The sequence below is a fragment of the Aliiroseovarius sp. xm-d-517 genome (assembly GCF_013283135.1).
Taxonomy (GTDB): Bacteria; Pseudomonadota; Alphaproteobacteria; order Rhodobacterales; family Rhodobacteraceae; genus Aliiroseovarius; species Aliiroseovarius crassostreae.
Genome location: NZ_WBXT01000001.1, coordinates 1857820 through 1874870, shown reverse-complemented (window position 1 = coordinate 1874870; position 17051 = coordinate 1857820). Strand labels below are relative to the sequence as shown.

At 58.7% G+C, this 17051-nt stretch carries 13 protein-coding genes and 1 tRNA gene; 12 read left to right on the top strand and 2 right to left on the bottom strand.

The genetic code is table 11. From position 1 onward, the window contains the following. Nucleotides 1-34: 34 nt before the first annotated feature. The 11 genes from XMD517_RS09090 to XMD517_RS09040 all read left to right on the top strand — a co-directional run bounded on the left by XMD517_RS09090 (nucleotide 35) and on the right by XMD517_RS09040 (nucleotide 12820). Nucleotides 35-505, top strand: coding sequence for a TRAP transporter small permease (locus tag XMD517_RS09090; protein ID WP_055187560.1), 471 nt, complete (start codon nucleotides 35-37; stop codon nucleotides 503-505). Beyond that, on the top strand, nucleotides 502-1812 hold the full coding sequence (locus tag XMD517_RS09085; protein WP_173486001.1) for a TRAP transporter large permease: 1311 nt from the start codon (nucleotides 502-504) through the stop codon (nucleotides 1810-1812). Before XMD517_RS09090 ends, XMD517_RS09085 begins: the two co-directional genes overlap by 4 nt. Before the next feature lie 46 nt (nucleotides 1813-1858). Continuing rightward, nucleotides 1859-2857, top strand: a complete 999-nt coding sequence (gene dctP, locus XMD517_RS09080) for a TRAP transporter substrate-binding protein DctP (RefSeq protein ID WP_173486000.1) — start codon at nucleotides 1859-1861, stop codon at nucleotides 2855-2857. Nucleotides 2858-2922: 65 nt separating this feature from the next. Beyond that, a complete protein-coding gene (locus XMD517_RS09075; protein WP_173485999.1) occupies nucleotides 2923-4023 on the top strand; it encodes an FAD-binding oxidoreductase in 1101 nt (366 codons plus the stop codon). Beyond that, nucleotides 3998-4306, top strand: a complete 309-nt coding sequence (locus XMD517_RS09070; RefSeq protein WP_173485998.1) for a (2Fe-2S)-binding protein — start codon at nucleotides 3998-4000, stop codon at nucleotides 4304-4306. Before XMD517_RS09075 ends, XMD517_RS09070 begins: the two co-directional genes overlap by 26 nt. After that, on the top strand, nucleotides 4293-5687 hold the full coding sequence (locus tag XMD517_RS09065; RefSeq protein ID WP_173485997.1) for an NAD(P)/FAD-dependent oxidoreductase: 1395 nt from the start codon (nucleotides 4293-4295) through the stop codon (nucleotides 5685-5687). Before XMD517_RS09070 ends, XMD517_RS09065 begins: the two co-directional genes overlap by 14 nt. Before the next feature lie 9 nt (nucleotides 5688-5696). Next, nucleotides 5697-6035 (top strand): RidA family protein, encoded by a 339-nt coding sequence (locus XMD517_RS09060; RefSeq protein ID WP_173485996.1) that lies wholly within the window; start codon nucleotides 5697-5699, stop codon nucleotides 6033-6035. 966 nt (nucleotides 6036-7001) lie between these two features. Further along, nucleotides 7002-8423, top strand: a complete 1422-nt coding sequence (gene xrtT, locus XMD517_RS09055) for an exosortase T (RefSeq protein WP_173485995.1) — start codon at nucleotides 7002-7004, stop codon at nucleotides 8421-8423. A gap of 26 nt (nucleotides 8424-8449) precedes the next feature. Next, on the top strand, nucleotides 8450-10561 hold the full coding sequence (locus XMD517_RS09050) for a VIT and VWA domain-containing protein (protein WP_173487905.1): 2112 nt from the start codon (nucleotides 8450-8452) through the stop codon (nucleotides 10559-10561). Nucleotides 10562-10565: 4 nt separating this feature from the next. Then, nucleotides 10566-11300 (top strand): response regulator transcription factor, encoded by a 735-nt coding sequence (locus XMD517_RS09045; protein WP_371734396.1) that lies wholly within the window; start codon nucleotides 10566-10568, stop codon nucleotides 11298-11300. A 29-nt stretch (nucleotides 11301-11329) separates the two neighbouring features. Further along, nucleotides 11330-12820 carry an ATP-binding protein gene (locus XMD517_RS09040; RefSeq protein ID WP_173487906.1) on the top strand — a complete coding sequence of 497 codons (1491 nt, stop codon included), beginning with the start codon at nucleotides 11330-11332 and terminating at the stop codon, nucleotides 12818-12820. Between the two features lie 342 nt (nucleotides 12821-13162). Here XMD517_RS09040 and XMD517_RS09035 read toward each other — a convergent pair. Further along, nucleotides 13163-13239 (bottom strand) — tRNA-Arg (locus XMD517_RS09035). Between the two features lie 215 nt (nucleotides 13240-13454). Continuing rightward, nucleotides 13455-14224, bottom strand: a protein-coding gene (locus tag XMD517_RS09030; protein ID WP_254449811.1) for an IS5 family transposase whose coding sequence is annotated in 2 segments (ribosomal slippage) — nucleotides 13455-13888 and nucleotides 13888-14224 — 771 coding nt in all. Because the reading frame shifts where the segments join, the coding sequence is not laid out codon by codon here. Between the two features lie 111 nt (nucleotides 14225-14335). Here XMD517_RS09030 and XMD517_RS09025 point away from each other — a divergent pair. Then, nucleotides 14336-17044 (top strand): Ig-like domain-containing protein, encoded by a 2709-nt coding sequence (locus XMD517_RS09025; protein WP_173485992.1) that lies wholly within the window; start codon nucleotides 14336-14338, stop codon nucleotides 17042-17044. Nucleotides 17045-17051: the final 7 nt, after the last annotated feature.

Sequence of the window (17051 nt, the reverse complement as noted above, 5' to 3'; positions counted from 1 at the left end):
CCCGCATGCAAAGGCCTGTGGGATCGGGGGACAGATGGACAGATTTGCTAAATATCTACTGACGGCGCTGATCATTTCAGTGGCTTTGGGTCAGTTCGTTCAGGTCATCACACGCTATGTTTTGCAGGTTCCGGTCATGGGGCTGGAAGAGACAATGGCCTATCCGACGGTCTGGCTCTACATCCTTGGATCCGTCAACGCCTCGCGCGAGAACACACATATCCGCGCCAATGTCCTTGAGATCTTCATCAAGACAGAGCGCGGGCACACCGTTCTGGCCATCATTGGTGAGATTATCAGCCTGACCGTTGGTCTTTGGCTGCTGTCCTGGGCCTGGGACTACACCCAATATGCCTGGCGGGTGTGGCGCGAAAGCCCAACCCTCTACATCCCGACATTCTATTCCGATGTCGCCCTGGTCATCGGTCTGGCGCTGATGATGATCTACACCGCCTCGCACCTTGTGCGCCACATTCTCAGCCTGAAAACCGGAGAGACCGCATGATTGAGATTGCACTTCTTGCCATCGCTCTGTTGGTGATCACGCTCACCCTGGGCGTGCCCCTGCCCTACTGTTTCGGCTCTGCCCTGATGGTCATGTATTTCATGGGAGATGTGACCATGAAGGGGATGATGCTCTGGGGCGTGCAACAGCTGGGCAACCCGGTTTTGCTGGCCATTCCCCTGTTTGTTCTGGCGGGCACGGTGATGTCTGAAAGTGGGATCGCCGCGTCTCTCCTGCGCTTTGTGAACGCGTTTATCGGCCACATCCGCGGTGGGCTGGGAGTGGTGGCCGCCGTGTCCTGCGCCGTGATTGGTGCGATCTCGGGCTCTGGTCTGACCGGCATTGCGGCAATCGGCCCGCTTTTGATCCCCGAGATGGAAAAGCGCGGCTACCCTCGTGAATACGCCACTGCGTTGATTGCCAACTCGTCGATCCTTGGCCTGCTGATCCCGCCTTCGGTGACCATGATCGTCTATGGCTGGGTTACGGACACATCTATCCTTGCCTGTTTCCTTGCCACGCTTGGGCCCGGCCTGCTGATCATGACGTCCTTTTCGGTGATCAATATCATCATGTCGCGCAAATTCGACCTGGTGCTGGATGACAAACCCTCCTTCTCGGAACTGTCCGGTGAAGTGGCGCGGCGTGGTTTCCATGCCTTCCCCGCCCTGCTGATGCCGGTCATCATCCTTGGCGGCATCTATGGGGGCATTATGACTCCGACCGAGGCCGCCGCCGTTGCCGTGATCTACGCCGTCCCGGTGGGGTTCCTGATCTACAAAGGTCTGAGGTGGAGCAATTTCCTGTCGGCCGGCAAAGAAGCTGCCACCGCCGTGGGTGCAATCATGATGATGATCCTGTTTTCCATGATCCTCAGCCAGATGTTCGTTTTCGAGAGCATCCCGCAGCAACTGGTCCAGGGGATCTTCTCGATCACCGAGAACAAGATTGTTCTGCTGATCATGATCAACATCATGTTGTTTCTGGTCGGAATGGTGGTCAATGACGTGACCGCGATCATCCTGATTGCGCCGCTGCTCTTGCCCTTGATGCAGGCCATCGGCGTCAGCCCGGTTCAATTTGCGGCCATCATGGGGGTCAACACGGCGATGGGCGGAGTGACACCCCCTTATGCCTCGATCCTCTATCTGGGCGCGCGGATCGGCAATGTGAAGGTGACCAAGGTCATCCCCCCCGCAATGAAACTCATCCTGTTTGGCTATGTGCCTGTCGTCTTCCTGACCTCGCTCTGGCCGGATCTCTCACTCTTCCTGCCCCGTCTCTTCGGATATGACGTGGCGCCCTGAAACCACTGAACAACGACCCAAAAAGCACAACACGGAGGAAACACAAATGAAACACGCATTCCTAACCTCAGCCACCGCTGCCCTTCTGGCGCTTGGCAGCTACGCCACCGCGGCAGACCTGAAGATGAGCCATGTGCGTCCGCAGGATGCCACGATCGACGTGGAACTGCGCGCGTTCTCAGCAGCCGTAGATGAAGCGACAGGCGGGGATGTGAAAATCAACATCTTCCCCGCATCCGCCCTTGGGGATTACACAAGCGTACAGGAACGCATCAGCGTGGGTGCAATTGACATGGCAACCCAGCCGGCAGCCGCCGCCGCGGATCGCCGGATGCAGATCAGTTCCTTCCCCTATCTCGCAGGCAACTGGGATCAGGCCCGCGCAGTTTACGGCCCGGGCGGTGTGGTGCGCGAAACGGTCGCCGGGCTGTATGCCGAACAGGACATCACCATGCTCGCCGCCTATCCGGTCTATTTCGGCGGCATCTCCCTCAATGTGGAAAACGCGAACCCCGGTTCGGTTGAGCCAAACGGCATCAAGGTGCGTGTCCCCGGCATCAAGAGCTTCCAGCTGACCGGCCAGGCGCTTGGTTATATTCCGGCCCCCATTCCCTTCTCGGAAGCGTTCACCGCCGTCCAGACCGGTGTGGTTGATGGTGTGATCGGGTCCGGCGCCGAAGGATATTATGCCTCGTTCCGCGACGTGACCAAAACCTACATCCCCGCCAACACCCATTTCGAAGTCTGGTACATGATCATTTCAAACAGCAGCCTGGCAGAGCTGTCGGATGAAGATCAGGCGGCCCTGAAAGAACAGGCCGCCGCGTTTGAGGCCACCCGCTGGGAAGTGGCCGAAGCAGATCAGGCCAAAAACGAACAGCGTCTTGTAGATGAACTGGGCGCGACCGTTGCCAAGTTGACGGAAGACGACCTTGCTGCGATGGCCGCAAAGGCCCGTGCAGAGGTTTGGCCCGCCGTTCTTGAAGATGTCGGCGTTGAGTGGGGTCAGGCGATCCTAGATCAAGTGGCTGCCGCAGGCAACTGATCTGAATTATGTCAGGGCGGCCCGGTTCGCCCTGACCTTCAAACCGACACCAACGGACTGTAGTCATGGACACCGATTATACAATCATCGGCGGAGGCGTTGTGGGCCTTTCGGTTGCCTGGGGGTTGCTCCAGCGTGGCCTGACCGTGACGGTGCTGGATGGTGACGATGGATCATTTCGCGCCAGCCGCGGTAATTTCGGCCTGGTTTGGGTTCAGTCCAAAGGCATGAACCAACCCCGCTATGCCCAATGGTCACAGCACTCTGCCGCGATCTGGGCGGAGTTCGCGCAGGAGCTTGGCGAGACCACCGGCCATGACCTGTCGCTTGAGCAAAAGGGCGGATACGATCTGCACTTTTCAGAAGAAACACTCGCGGCAACTGTTGAAAAATACGAGGTTCTGAAAGCCAAGCTGGGGGGCAATTACCCCTACGACGTGCTTGGTCATAACGCACTTCACAAGGAAGAGCCCCATATCGGGCCGAAGGTCGTGGGGGCAATCCTGCACCATCAGGATGGCCACGCAAACCCGCTGAAACTGCTGCTGGCTCTTGCCGCTGATGTGCGCCGGTTGGGCGGACGTGTGTTGACTGGTAAAACCGTGATCGGCGTGTCGAAACCAGATGCCTTCCACATCACCTGCGCGGATGGCACGTCGGTTACATCAAACAAAGTGGTCCTGTCCGCCGGTCTCGGGGCCGTGCAGCTTGGTCCAAAAATGGGGTTCAAAGCCCCCATTCGCCCACAGCGCGGGCAGGTTCTGATCACCGAGAAGATGCCAAAACTGATCAACCGCCCGTCGCTGATTGCACGGCAGGTGGATGAGGGCGGCATTCAGATTGGCGCCACCAATGAAGAAGTTGGTTTCGATGACCGCGTGACACAACCGGGGCTGTCAGGCCTCGCCGCCGAGGCCATCGCTGCCTATCCGGCATTGGCGCGCGCCCAATTGGTGCGCAGCTGGGGCGCATTGCGTGTCCTGTCACCTGATGGCCTGCCGATTTATCAAGAAAGCCCTGAGATGCCAGGCGCTTACCTTGTCACCTGTCACAGTGGCATCACCCTTTCCGCTGCCCATGCGCGTCTTCTGCCTGACTGGTTGGAAGGCACCGATGCAGCCCCAGACCTGGAGGTGTTCAATGAAGACCGCTTCGCCGTTTCATGAGCTGGAAAGCGGTCCGCGTGTCGACGTGACATGGGACGGAACACCGCTCAGCTTGCCAGACGGTGTGAACCTTGCCGCAGCCCTGCTTGTCGCCGGGGTCGATGTGTTCCGCCACACCCCCGTTTCAGGCGCGCCGCGGGCACCGTTTTGCATGATGGGGGCCTGTTTCGATTGCCTGATCGAGGTCGATGGTGTGACCCGTCAGGCATGCATGATGGATGTCACTGAAGGCCTGCAAATCACCCGTCCACATGAAAAGAGGTCACAAGATGAACAAGCGTGATCTTGTCATCATCGGCGCCGGACCCGCGGGTATGGCCGCTGCCGCGGAAGCGGCCGGGCTGGGTCTGAGCGTTACGGTCCTGGATGAACAATCCCGGGCGGGCGGGCAGATTTACCGCGATGTCGATTTGGCGTCACAGTCGCGCGGAGACATTCTTGGCGCCGACTATACCGAGGGCAGACACCTGACTGAGGATCTGCGACAGAGCGGTGTCGAGCACATTTCAGGTGCGGTCGTCTGGGCCATCGAAGACAAATTCCGCATTTCCTACACCCGCAAGGGCCGTGCTGCGCAGATCAAAGCCGACCGTATTCTGCTGGCCACCGGTGCGCTGGAACGCCCAATGCCGATACCGGGCTGGACCTTGCCGGGTGTCATGACAGCCGGTGCAGGTCAGATCTTGCTAAAACAATCCGGCGTCGTCGCGCAGGGCGCGGTGCTGGTAGGTGCGGGCCCACTTCTTTACCTGATCGCGGCACAGATGGTGCGCGCAGGCATGCCACCCGCTGCACTGGTTGAGACCCAGACCCGCGGCAACATGATCCGCGCATTGAGGCATATCAGCGGCGCAGTGCGGGGATGGTCCTACATGGTCAAGGGTCTGAAAATACTAAAGGAACTCAAGCGTGCGAAGGTGCCCCGCTATACGGGAGCAACAGATATCGCCATTGAGGGCGAAGGCAAGGCCGACGCTGTAACATTCGTCCACAAGGGTCACAAACAGCGGATTGCATGCGAAACGGTCTTTCTTCATCACGGCGTTGTGCCAAATACGCAGGCAGCCCGATCCCTTGGCATTTCCCACAACTGGGACACGGCGCAAGGGGCATTTGTGCCTGCGCTCGACGCGTGGGGCCAAAGTGATGTTGCGGGGGTTTTCATCGCTGGCGATGGCGCTGGGATTGGTGGCGCAAAAGTCGCCGTTTACGCCGGACGGTTGGCGGCGTTGAAAATCGCAGAGGATGCCGAACGCCTGTCGCCCCAGGACTGCAATCGTATGGCCGCGCCCCTGCGCCAAGCCCTGGCACGGGAAAAGGCCGCGCGCCCGTTTTTGGATGCCGCTTACCCGCCTTATGCGTCCGCGCTCGATCCCGCCGACAGCACGGTGATCTGCCGCTGTGAAGAAGTGACCGCTGGCCATATCCGCAAATATGCAAAACTTGGTTGCCTGGGGCCGAACCAGACAAAGGCGTTCGGGCGCGCCGGTATGGGCCCTTGCCAGGGTCGTTATTGCGGGCTGACGGTTACGGCGCTGCTGGCTGATGCCAATGGCCTGTCCCCGGATGAGACAGGCTACTACCGCATCCGCGCCCCTCTCAAGCCCGTCACACTGGGCGAACTCGCGGCAATGGATGATGCGGTGCAAGATGCGACCGAATAGGAGAATGACATGATCGAACGGATCGAAGCCGGCCAACGCATGAGCAAGATCGTCAAGCACAACGGTGTCGCCTATCTGTGCGGCCAGGTCGGGGATGGGGCGACTGTCACCGAGCAGACCCGCGACTGCCTTTCGCGCATCGACGCGCTGTTGGAAAAGGCCGGGTCGTCCCGCGACCAGATGCTACAGGTCGTCATCTGGCTGTCTGACATGGCAGATTTCGCCGAGATGAACGCCGTCTGGGATGCATGGGTTCCGACCGGTCACGCGCCTGCCCGCGCCTGCGGAGAGGCAAAGCTGGCCCGTCCGGAGCTTAAAGTTGAGATCATCGTGACCGCAGCCTATTGATCGACCCCCTTGATCAATCAGAACAAAGCGTAGCACTTCATATCAGTGGGAGCGGTGTGCCATCAATCCCGGAAGGAGGAAATGACAAGCGGTTGTGCGCAAAGGTTTTCTTTTGAATGCACTCCCAGCAAGTCTAAACCTGCTGGGTAGCATGTCGCGAACTCCCGGTTGGGACTACAACGGTCAAGATAATCGCTCACGGCTATGCAGCTGCCTTCTCGCCCGAGGTTTCCTTGAGCAAAAATCTCGGATTCCGGGGATGCGGCGCCACGACGTGAGAATGAAGCCGGCCGAGAAGATCGCCTCGATCAAGATCCATCAGGTGACCGGACTGGAGCGTTCGGGGGGCTGGTGGCGGCGATGCAGCAGGCACTCCTGTCAATCAGGCGCTCGACTCAGCCCTTGGAATGGCGTTGCAGATGCCCGCCATGCAGGCGCTTGGCAAAGAGTTGGGAATTAGCATGGAAAACGGCATTGCCGGGGTTGCCAATGGTGTGATGGGGGTTGAGACCTGCAGAGGTCTCATCACCACAAACCTTGCCTCTGCAGGAAGTCGATGCGCAAGACGCCGACGTTCAGATGAACTGACAATTCGGCCTCGCTTGGGCAAAGTGAGACCGCTCACGCAAGTCGCTTTACACGCATTGTCGGGGCGGTCCGATTGCTTCGTTTGCTTGGCGCAATACGAACAAAGCTCTCAGTATTACATGAAAGATTCTGCCAAGCGGCTCCTTTCTTCAGCCGACTTACGTGAAGCTCCGTTTTGTCCAGCATCCTGAGACTTTAATCTTGAAAATTGATTGATCGCAATAATAGCGGGGCCACAAGCCCCTGGCTGTCAGGGGGAAGGTGCATGAATAAGCGCATAGACAATCTCGACCCTGGTTGGTGGCTAATCCAGCCCCTGCACATATTCTGCACATCTTGCATCGCTGATCTGCACATCTGTCTGCGCAAAACCGCAGTATGGAACAAAAACGCGATACCTTGTTGTGGATTGGCCTTGCGACGGCCTCGGCCTTGTTGGCCATCGACCCCGTTCGGTGGCTGTTAACCAGTTGGCGCGATCCCTCGTACCAGTCAAACGGAGGCTGGTACGGCGCCGTGATTGTCGGGCTTGCAATCCTGTCCCTTTGCAGCTCGTCCCCAAGCGGGCCAGACGCACGAGGACGCGTTTTTGTTCTATTCCTTGTTGCTGCGGCGATCCGGCTGGCGGGGCAGATGTTGGCAATCAACATCCTCAGCGCGCTGGCGCTCGCCATTGATGTCTTTGCGCTGGCGACTTTCCTGCGGCTAGATCAGCGCAAGATCTCCCTGTCCCCGTTCTGGTTGTCGGTGTTCTTCCTGTTCTGCCTGCCCCTGGCCCCGATCCTGCAACGCGTTGCGGGTTTCCCCCTTCAGATGATGTCGGCTGAGGTTGCCTGTGCGGCACTCACGCCTTTCTTTACCGACCTGACCTGCGAGGGCGTGCGGTTGCAACTGAACGGGATCGACGTGCTGGTTGACCTGCCCTGTTCCGGCGCGTCGGGCCTGCTGTTGATGGTCAGCCTGTGGTCTTTCATCAACGTGCTGTTTCGCCCCGGTCTTCTGCACGCGATGCTGGCAGGTGTTGTGATCGGGCTGGCGACGGTGGTCGGTAATGGCGTGCGGATCACGCTTCTTGCTGCTGGACTGGGTCACGGTATCAACACGATGGAGCCCGGCCTGCATTCTGCCATTGGCCTGGCCTCTCTTGCGCTGGTGGCTTTGCCCGTGGTGATTTTCTATCGCCCGCCGCCTGTGCCCGTGCGCCAAACCCCATACCGCACATTCAGACTGCCCGGCATCCTGCATGTGCCCGCGACCCTTCTGGCGCTTGTCCTGGCCGTGGCGGTGGTGAACGCCCCACGCACGCCGCTGGACCGATCGGACAGCGTGACGACGATCTTCGTGCCGGATCAACTGCTGGGCTATCCGGCACAGCCCGTCCCGCTTACCCCGACCGAACAGCATTATTTTGCCAGCTATGGCGGCACCGCACAGAAGGCTCAGTTCGGGCCGATGGGGCTGAATATCGTGCGCACGGCGTCGCCCTTGCGTCATCTGCATTCGCCCGCGACCTGCCTGTTGGGGATGGGATATGACGTTCGTTTTCTGGGCACCCGTTTCGACCCGCTGCCGACCTCGGTATACGAGGCGACCTCGCCTGATGGGCAGATCTGGACCGTTGCCGTCAGCTTTGTGTCAAAAGACGGCGCCCAGACCGCCGGTGTCGGAGAAGCCGTTTGGAGTTGGCTGAACGGCTCCTCGCATGTTTGGCAATCCGTCCAGCGCATCACACCCAAATCCATGCCCGAGTCCCAGCGCATTGCCTTTGAGGCCGCCGCGCTGGCCGCTTTGGACCTTTGATATTTGACCGACAGAAGGAGTTTTTCATGACCTATCTCACCTCCTGCAACGCGCAGCGGCACGCCCCGCGCAACCCAGGCCGTCGCTTTCCCCGCATCAACCGCGTGACGCTTTTGATCGTGCTTGTTGCCTATGCACTTGCCATTCCCCTCAGCGCCTTTTCCCAGACCGATCATGAGGACGTCGCCGGTCGGGTTGTGGCCCAAGTGGGTGGTGAGATGATCGAACTGCCCATGTTGGACAGCTCCTATGCGGTCAATATCGAGGGGGACATGGCCACGGTTGAGCTGCGCCAGACCTTCTCGAACCCGTCGCAGATCCCGCTTGAGGCGGAATACCTTTTCCCACTGAACCAGAACGCCGCGGTGTTTGGGATGACCATGCATGTGGGGGATGAGATTGTGCGGGCGGTCATTCGCGAAAAACAGGTGGCCGAAGCCGAATACAAGCAAGCCGCCTCAGACGGCAAAGCGGCCGCGCTTTTGACCCAGCACCGGCCCAACATGTTCACCCAGAAGATCGCCAACCTTATGCCCGGACTGCCGGTTGAGGTGACGCTGAAATATGTGCAGATGGTGCCGAAGATCGACGGGCAATATGAGCTGGTCATCCCGATGATTGTCGGCCCGCGTTATGAAAGCCCGGCAGCAGACCAACACGCCCTGGCGCAGGATGACAACGCCGCCTTGCAAGACGCCACATGGACGATCAGCCCCCTGCCTGCCTATCCGCAGGTGGCGGATCTTGACCTGCCCGACAGCTTTCTGTCGGATCGCGTGTCCTTGGACGTGACGATGGTCGCGGGCGTTGAGGTTTCGCAGTTTGCCAGCCCGACCCATCCGCTGGACATCACTGATACCGATGATGGGCTGGGCGCACGCTTCACTCAGGGCAAGGTGATGGACAACAAAGATCTAATCCTGCGCTATATACTGGGCGGCGAGGCGCTACAGGCGGCCAGTCTGACCCATCATGATGAGCGGGGTGGGTTTCTGTCCGTGATGATCGAGCCGCCTGCAATTCCTGACGAAGCCACCGCCACCCCGCGTGAACTGGTCTTTGTTCTGGACACTTCGGGGTCGATGTCGGGCCAGCCGATGGCCGCCAGCAAACGGTTCATGGATGCGGCGCTGAAGGGGCTTCGTCCGGATGATTATTTCCGCATCATCCCATTTTCCGACACAGCCCGTCACTTTGCACAGGGCGCAACCCCGGCAACACGCCGCAACATCAAAGCGGGGCGAAAGTTTGTCTCGAAACTGACCTCCGGTGGTGGGACCGAGATCGACAATGCCATCCACGCGGCCTTTGCCACCTCCAGCCCTGCAAACACAATGCGCATCGTGGTCTTCCTGTCTGATGGCTATATCGGGGGTGAGGCCCAGGTCCTACGCACCATTCGCGAACAAATCGGGCAGGCGCGGATCTATGCGTTCGGGATTGGCAGCTCGGTCAATCGATATCTGCTGGATGCCATGGCCGAGGAAGGGCGCGGTTACGCACGTTATGTCGGGCTAGATGAAGACGCGATGGAGGTGGCCGAGGTCATGGCTGCCAATCTAAAGACCCCGCTTCTGACCGACATCGAGATTGACTGGGGCGAGCTTGAAGTTTCTGACATGACGCCTGCGCGCATCCCGGATCTGTTTGCGGGCAACAGCCTGCGCATCTATGCGCGCTATAAGGGGGCGGATCAGGGGCAGGTGATGCTGAACGGTCTGGTGCAGGGGCGCAAAGCCCAAATGCCGGTGAAGCTGGTCCTGTCCGATCAGAAGGGTGAGGCAGCTCTGCCGCTGATCTGGGCGCGCAATCAGATCGCAACGATGGAACGTCGCATCGCCGTACGTGACCGCGCCGGGGCAGCGGATGCCGAGATTGCGCGGCTGGGGCTGGAGTTCTCACTGCAGACAAAGAACACCTCATTCGTGGCTGTGTCGCAGAAGGTTGTGAACGATACCGGTCATGCAGCGAAATCCGCCGGGGTCCCCCTGCCTATGGTGTCTGGTGTCAGCGAAGAGGCTTATCCGCAGGGCTTTTCCGGCTCCTCGGCTCCCGAACCCGAAGCCATGCTTGGTATGATCCTTGTTGCGGTTATGACCTTGCTGGGGCTGCGGCCGCGTCGGATGAAGCAGGTGTAAGCTGATGAAAGGTCAACACGTAAGGCTGGACATCACCCCTGCCTCTTGCAACATGTCACCTATGGTTACGCATGTTCTGATTGTAGACGATGATCCCAAAATCCGCGACATCATCCGTATCGCGCTGGAGGCCGCAGGGATGCGCACGACCGAAGCCTCGAACGGCGAGATTGCCCTGACACATGTCGCGCGCGAAAAGGTCGATCTGGTTGTTCTGGATATCGGGATGCCCAACATGGACGGGTTCGATTGCTGCAAGGCGATCCGGGCGCGATCTGATGTGCCGGTGCTGTTCCTGACCGCTCGCGATGATGAGATTGACCGCGTGCTGGGCTTTCAATTGGGGGCGGATGATTTCGTCCCCAAACCTTTCAGCCCACGTGAGCTGGTGTTGCGGATCAAGGCGATCCTGTCTCGGGTCCACGCGGCGACGCGTCCGCATAATCACGGTCAACTGTCCCTGGACAGCGCTGGGCATGTCTGCCGGATTTCGGATCACACGCTGGACTTGACCGCAACCGAGTTTCAACTTCTCGCCAGCCTGCTGGCACGGCCCGATCACGTGCATGACCGCAACCAGTTGATCCAGGCCATCTATGGCGCGAACTCCACCATGTCGGGCCGTACAATTGACAGCCATGTCCGCAACGTCCGGGCCAAGGCAGCAACGGTGGGCTGCGACGACATCATTGTGACCGTCCATGGCGTCGGCATCAAACTTGGCCCATGCAGCCTGTGACCCGGATCCGTCAAAAATGGCGCCCCTCGATGGCTTTGGTTGTCGGCTTTATCTGTGTGGCCCTTGTGTCGATCCCGCTTGCGGCGATGCTGACCGTGCAGCTGACATCCAACCAATTTGTCCGCGAAACCGAGCAGTCGCTATTAAAGCAAGGCGCCATCTATGCTGAGGTTTACCGGACCATGTTCGACAACTTGGAGGGCGATCCTGTTGGCCCGATTGTGGGTGACGAACAGATGGTATTCTGGCGCGAACCACTGCACCCGATTCCATCCAGAATAGATGTTCGAAAACAACAGGTCCTCCCCCCTCTGCCCGCGGGGAACCCGGTCAATGTCCACTCAGATCTACGCCATGTGGAAACCTTGTCCCGCCTTCGTGCGCTTGCCGAAGCTGCAGGACGGACGACTTTGGCAGGGGCGATTTTTCTGGATCACGAAGGTGTCGGGCTGGGCGAAGACGGGTTGCATAATTTTGCGGGACTGCCTGAGGTTCAGACCGCCCTGACAGGAGGGGTCGGTGTCACCCTGCGCACCCGTGACGACGATTATGGTCGCCACCCTCTGAACTCGATCAGTCGCGACACGGGGTATCGGGTGTTCATCGCTTATCCGGTGCTGTCGGACGACCGCGTGATCGGCGTTGTGATGCTGTCGCGCACCCCCCTTAGCTTGCGCAAATTTGTGTTCCGCGAGCGTGACCCTCTGATGATCATGGGTGTCTTTACGCTGTCCGGTGCGCTGCTGCTCGGGGCACTGTTGCTGCGCCTCATGTCCCGTCCAATTCGCGGGTTGCGCAACGAGGCGCGCGCGATTGCAGCGGGGGACAAGCCCCGCTCGGAACCCTTGCGCCACTATGGCGTGCGCGAGCTGGCAGATCTGGGTGAAAGCATGTTGTCGATGGCGGATACCCTGGATCAAAGATCGAATGAGATTGCGACCTATACTGATCACGTCACCCATGAATTGAAGTCGCCAGTCACGTCGATCTTGGGCGCGGCTGAGCTGCTGCAAAGCGACAACCTCAGCCCGGAAAACCGCGCCAAGCTTCTGGGAAATATCAGCAGCGAAAGTGGGCGGATGAACATCTTGCTGACGCGGCTGCGCGAGATGTCTCAGCTGCGGCAGGAGACACAGAAGGGCCCGGGGGAATTGGCGGCGATGCTGCCGGATATCGATGGGTTGACGATTCAGATCGACCAAAACAGCGACCGCGAAATCCCTCTGTCCGTCGCGCATGGCGAAATCATCCTGCTGCACATGGCGCAGAATGCGCTTGCCCACGGCGCGCACCAGCTGACGCTTCAGTATCTAAATGGCGTGCTGAGCATTCGGGATGATGGCGAGGGGATCTCGGAAAATGATGCCGCGCGACTGGCTGATCCCTTTTTCACCACCCGCCGCGACCAAGGGGGCACTGGGATGGGGCTGGCGATCGTATCCGCCCTTCTGGACATCTATGGCGCAACGCTGTGCGTGATCCCGAACGAGGGCGGTGCCGTGTTCGAGATACGTTTCTGAGCTGTGGCTACCCGCAAACTGGGATTGGATTCCAGCTTTGGTCTAAATGGCGGATCTGGATGGCGAATAATCCAACACTTTGTTTGGGTGAGGTGGCAACTTCAGCTGTGCCGAAAAATCTCTGGCACGGAGAGCATCCGCCATTTTCTGTCTCATGCATCTCGGGGATACCAAACCGCATGTTCGGTTCGTGAAATGAAAGGGTGGTCAGAAGTGTTCGAGGGGGGAGCGACTCATGCCTGAACACAGAAACTCACTGCTTATTGCAATGACTTCTGTACCTATCGTGTCCCTAAAACCAAACAAGGCCTCAGCGAATGAACGCTAAGGCCTTGGTTTTAATGGCGCTCTGGGGAGGATTCGAACCCCCGACCCCTTGATTCGTAGTCAAGTACTCTATCCAGCTGAGCTACCAGAGCGCGGTGAGGGGGATTTACTGAGTCTCGTCCGGGGGTGCAAGAGCGAAAACACAAAAAGTGGAGGTTTCTTCAAAAATATTTTCAGGGGATTGGATGGCAAGTGGGCCGCCAGGGGGGCGCCAGTGTGTGGATGAAAGGTTAGTGCTTTTTTGCAACATTAGTGTCGATGGGCCATATTTTGTGTTTTTCCCCGTCATCGAGACTAGGGTCAGGATTCATAACCAGAAGATGACTACAGCAGCGAGGGCGCATGCTGACAGGAAGACCTTCGGACACCTGTCATAGCGCGTCGCGACGCGTCGCCAATCCTTGAGGCGGGCGAAGCTGTTCTCGATTTTGTGGCGTTTACGATAGCGCAGCTCGTCGTGCGGGATCGGGACCTTGCGGTTCTTCCGACATGGTATACAAGGCTTGATCCCCCTGTTTTCAAGGGCTTGGCGATACCAATCGGCATCGTAGCCCCGATCCGCCAACAGGTGTTTGGCGGGCGGCAGGGCATCCAGCAAAGCCCGTGCGCCGATGTAGTCGCTGCGCTGGCCTGCCGTCAGGAACAGACGCAAGGGCCGCCCCATCGCGTCGGTGACGGCGTGCAGCTTGGAGTTCATTCCGCCCTTCGTACGACCAATCAGGCGGCAGGGGTTGTGATTGGCCCCCCCTTTTTCAGGCCCAGGCTGGAGGCGGTGCGGTGTGTCTTGAGATGGGTCGCGTCAATCATCAGCGTGTCAGTTTCGCCACCCTGATCGGCCAGCTCCAAAAGCATCCGGGCGAAGATGCCTTTCTCGCTCCATCGCTTCCAGCGGCTGTAGAGCGTCTTGTGAGGGCCATAGGCTTCTGGCGCATCCCGCCACCTTAACCCATTGCGGTTTATGAAGATAATCCCAGACAGCACCCGCCTGTCATCCACACGTGGCTTGCCGTGCGACTTCGGGAAGAAAGGCGCCAGCTTGGCCATCTGCGCTTCGTTCAACCAGTAAAGATCGCTCATGTCACCGCTCCGTTTTCCGAACTGTGAATCACGCCGTGCGACAAAAATCAATGCATCCTGACCCTAGGAATTATGGCAAAATTGCGGTAATTCACTCGACAGAGCAACAAAATGGCCAAGAAAAACCAAGGCCAACATATTGAGGTAGGCGGTAGCATGCAGGCGATCAACTTTATCGTCCGTGACCATACTGGTTTTGTCCAGCATGGCGCACTTATTGAATCCGGTATTTCCGACAAACTTGTTTTGGGTGACGATGGGGCTGTGTCCCTGAATATTCGTCGCTCGGATGTGCGTGAATATCTTCGCGCGGGCGAAAACCTGGAACTTTATCTTGCAGATGGGCGAAAAATCGTTCTGGAAGGCTTTTTTGCCGAGAACGGTGTGCAGGAAAATCGCCTGTATCTGAATGAAGACGGTGTGCTGATTGAAGCATCACTGGACGCCAGCGGGCAGGTGACTTTTACCGAGGTGACCGCCTGGGGCAAATGGAGCCATCTTGATGCGTTGATTTTCCCGGAAAGCCCGGTTGTGGCAGAGGCCGTGGTGGCGGCCGAAGGTGAAGAAGTTACGCAGGCAATTGGCCTTGGCCTTCTGGGCGCCGGTGGCGGTGCTGCTGCCGCTGGTCTCATTCCCGCAGCCGGGGCCCTGGCTGTTGGTGGCGCGGTGCTTGGCGGCGGTGGCGACGGTGATGGTGGTGGCGATCAGGCCACCCAGGCAACTGTCGATGATCCGGAGGTGCCCGTCTCTGTGGGCGGCGATGACGGAGAGACTGTCACGATCACCGGAACCGGAACGCCGGGTGCAACGGTAGAGGTGACTATTGGTGACCGGACCGTCACGACAACTGTAGGTGAGGACGGCACCTGGACTGCCGTATTTGATGGCGACGATTTCCCGGATGATGGCGCCTATACGGTGACAGTGACAGTGACGGAGGAAGACGGAACCATCCACACGCCGACCGGTCCGGAAGTGACAATCGATACCACGCCGCCTCTGGTTGATGTGACCCATGGCACCGTTTCAACCAATGTGGTTGTCAATGGTGAGGACCATTCTGATGGTGTTGAAATTTCGGGAACCGGAGAGCCGGGAGCCGCAATTGTCGTGGAAATTCAGGGGGTCATCCACTCCACCACTGTGAGTGAGGATGGCAGCTGGAGCGTCACCTTCTCGCCTGCTGAAATCCCGGCCGGAGAGTATGAAACCGCCGTGGTGATCAGCTCAAGCGACAGTTTTGGAAACACAACCACGATCACCGACACCCTGTCGATTGATACCGAAACCAGCTTGACGCTGACCGAAAATGCAAAACTGGCGGACAATCTGAGCACGTCTGCTGCGGATGCAAATGTTCTGACCCATCAGGAGCTGAGCGGGCCGGATGGCGGCCTGACCCTGACCGGTGTCGCGGAAGCCGGGGCGACAATTTCTGTAAAGCTGGGTGAGGTCACCCGAACGGTTGTTGCAGATAGCGACGGAAACTGGAGTGTGGATTTCAGCGCAACGCAGATCCCTTCCGGTCGTTACGAAACCACAATGACCATCACCTCGACCGATATTCATGGCAACACGACGTCGATGGATCAGACCATTCTGGTGGACACGTTTGTCGGAGATCTGGCCCTGGTCACGCCGGTGGCTGGCGATGATGTGATCAACGCGTCGGAAATGGCATCGGGTGCTGTGATCTCTGGTCAGGTTGAGGCCGGATCGACGGTCACGGTTGTGGTGGCGGGCGTGACCAAAACCGTCACAACGGATCCTGCTGGCGATGGCAGTTGGAGCGTCAGCTTCAGCGCCACTGACCTGCCTTCGGGCACCAGTGATCAGACCGTGCAGGTCAGCGCAACAGATATGTATGGCAACAGCCACACTCTGCCGGCCCATGGCATTCGGATCGATACCGAAGTGACCGATATGGATGTCACCAACGCGTATCTCGGCCAGGGCACGGGCGGCGAAGCGGTGGCGCTGGGCGGGGCTGACACCGTTAATGCCGAGGATTTGTCTGGTGGCATGACCTTCACCGGGACCACCGAAAAGGGGTCATCTGTCTGGGTGTCGCTGGATGCAACCAGCAACACCGATCCCGCCGCGACATGGGTGCAGGCCAGTGTTGATCCTGTTACCGGAGAGTGGGAGGTGGACTTTGACGATAGCCAGCTGCCCTCGGGTGAAGGCAGTGCAACCATTACCGTGCGGGCCCAAGATCTGGCAGGCAATGTCGGCTATACCTCGGACAGCTTTGACTTTGACACCGTGGCCCCGGAGGCCCCGGACGCAAATGTTTATCAAAATGACGCCGATGGGTCGATCAGCGGCATCTATAACTTTGATCCCAATGTCACGCTCGAAATGCTCAACTCCGATGGAACCGTTGGTGCGACCCCGGGCTTTGAGCTGAACAACTTCTACCCCAGCACCGGCCTGCCGGATGGGTCCCGTCTGGTTCTGACCGAAACCGATGCTGCGCAGAACAGCACCTCGACGCTGATTATCACCGACAATGGCGGGGCGCAGGTCGATCTGTCTGCATCAGGCCTGTCAGCGTATAATATTGAGGCGCTTGACCTTCTGGAAAGCCTTGAGGCCAATACGGTGACAATTTCTGAAGAGCAGCTGCTGGCGCTGTCCGACAATTCCAACGCGCTCACCATCCATGGTGGCGTGCAGGATACGGTCATTGCCAATGGGGCGCTGGACACGGGGACGCAGGTGCAGATCGACGGGTCCGACTACAATGTCTACACCCTCGGGGATGCCGGTGGCACGCTGTATATTCAGGAAGATATCCACGTAAATACAGTGATCTGATACAAGT

Bases quoted from the DNA above. Each gene is read 5' to 3' on its own strand.
- XMD517_RS09090 (WP_055187560.1), top strand. From the start codon at position 35: ATGGACAGATTTGCTAAATATCTACTGACGGCGCTGATCATTTCAGTG.
- XMD517_RS09085 (WP_173486001.1), top strand. From the start codon at position 502: ATGATTGAGATTGCACTTCTTGCCATCGCTCTGTTGGTGATCACGCTC.
- dctP (WP_173486000.1), top strand. From the start codon at position 1,859: ATGAAACACGCATTCCTAACCTCAGCCACCGCTGCCCTTCTGGCGCTT.
- XMD517_RS09075 (WP_173485999.1), top strand. From the start codon at position 2,923: ATGGACACCGATTATACAATCATCGGCGGAGGCGTTGTGGGCCTTTCG.
- XMD517_RS09070 (WP_173485998.1), top strand. From the start codon at position 3,998: ATGAAGACCGCTTCGCCGTTTCATGAGCTGGAAAGCGGTCCGCGTGTC.
- XMD517_RS09065 (WP_173485997.1), top strand. From the start codon at position 4,293: ATGAACAAGCGTGATCTTGTCATCATCGGCGCCGGACCCGCGGGTATG.
- XMD517_RS09060 (WP_173485996.1), top strand. From the start codon at position 5,697: ATGATCGAACGGATCGAAGCCGGCCAACGCATGAGCAAGATCGTCAAG.
- xrtT (WP_173485995.1), top strand. From the start codon at position 7,002: ATGGAACAAAAACGCGATACCTTGTTGTGGATTGGCCTTGCGACGGCC.
- XMD517_RS09050 (WP_173487905.1), top strand. From the start codon at position 8,450: ATGACCTATCTCACCTCCTGCAACGCGCAGCGGCACGCCCCGCGCAAC.
- XMD517_RS09045 (WP_371734396.1), top strand. From the start codon at position 10,566: ATGAAAGGTCAACACGTAAGGCTGGACATCACCCCTGCCTCTTGCAAC.
- XMD517_RS09040 (WP_173487906.1), top strand. From the start codon at position 11,330: ATGGCTTTGGTTGTCGGCTTTATCTGTGTGGCCCTTGTGTCGATCCCG.
- XMD517_RS09025 (WP_173485992.1), top strand. From the start codon at position 14,336: ATGGCCAAGAAAAACCAAGGCCAACATATTGAGGTAGGCGGTAGCATG.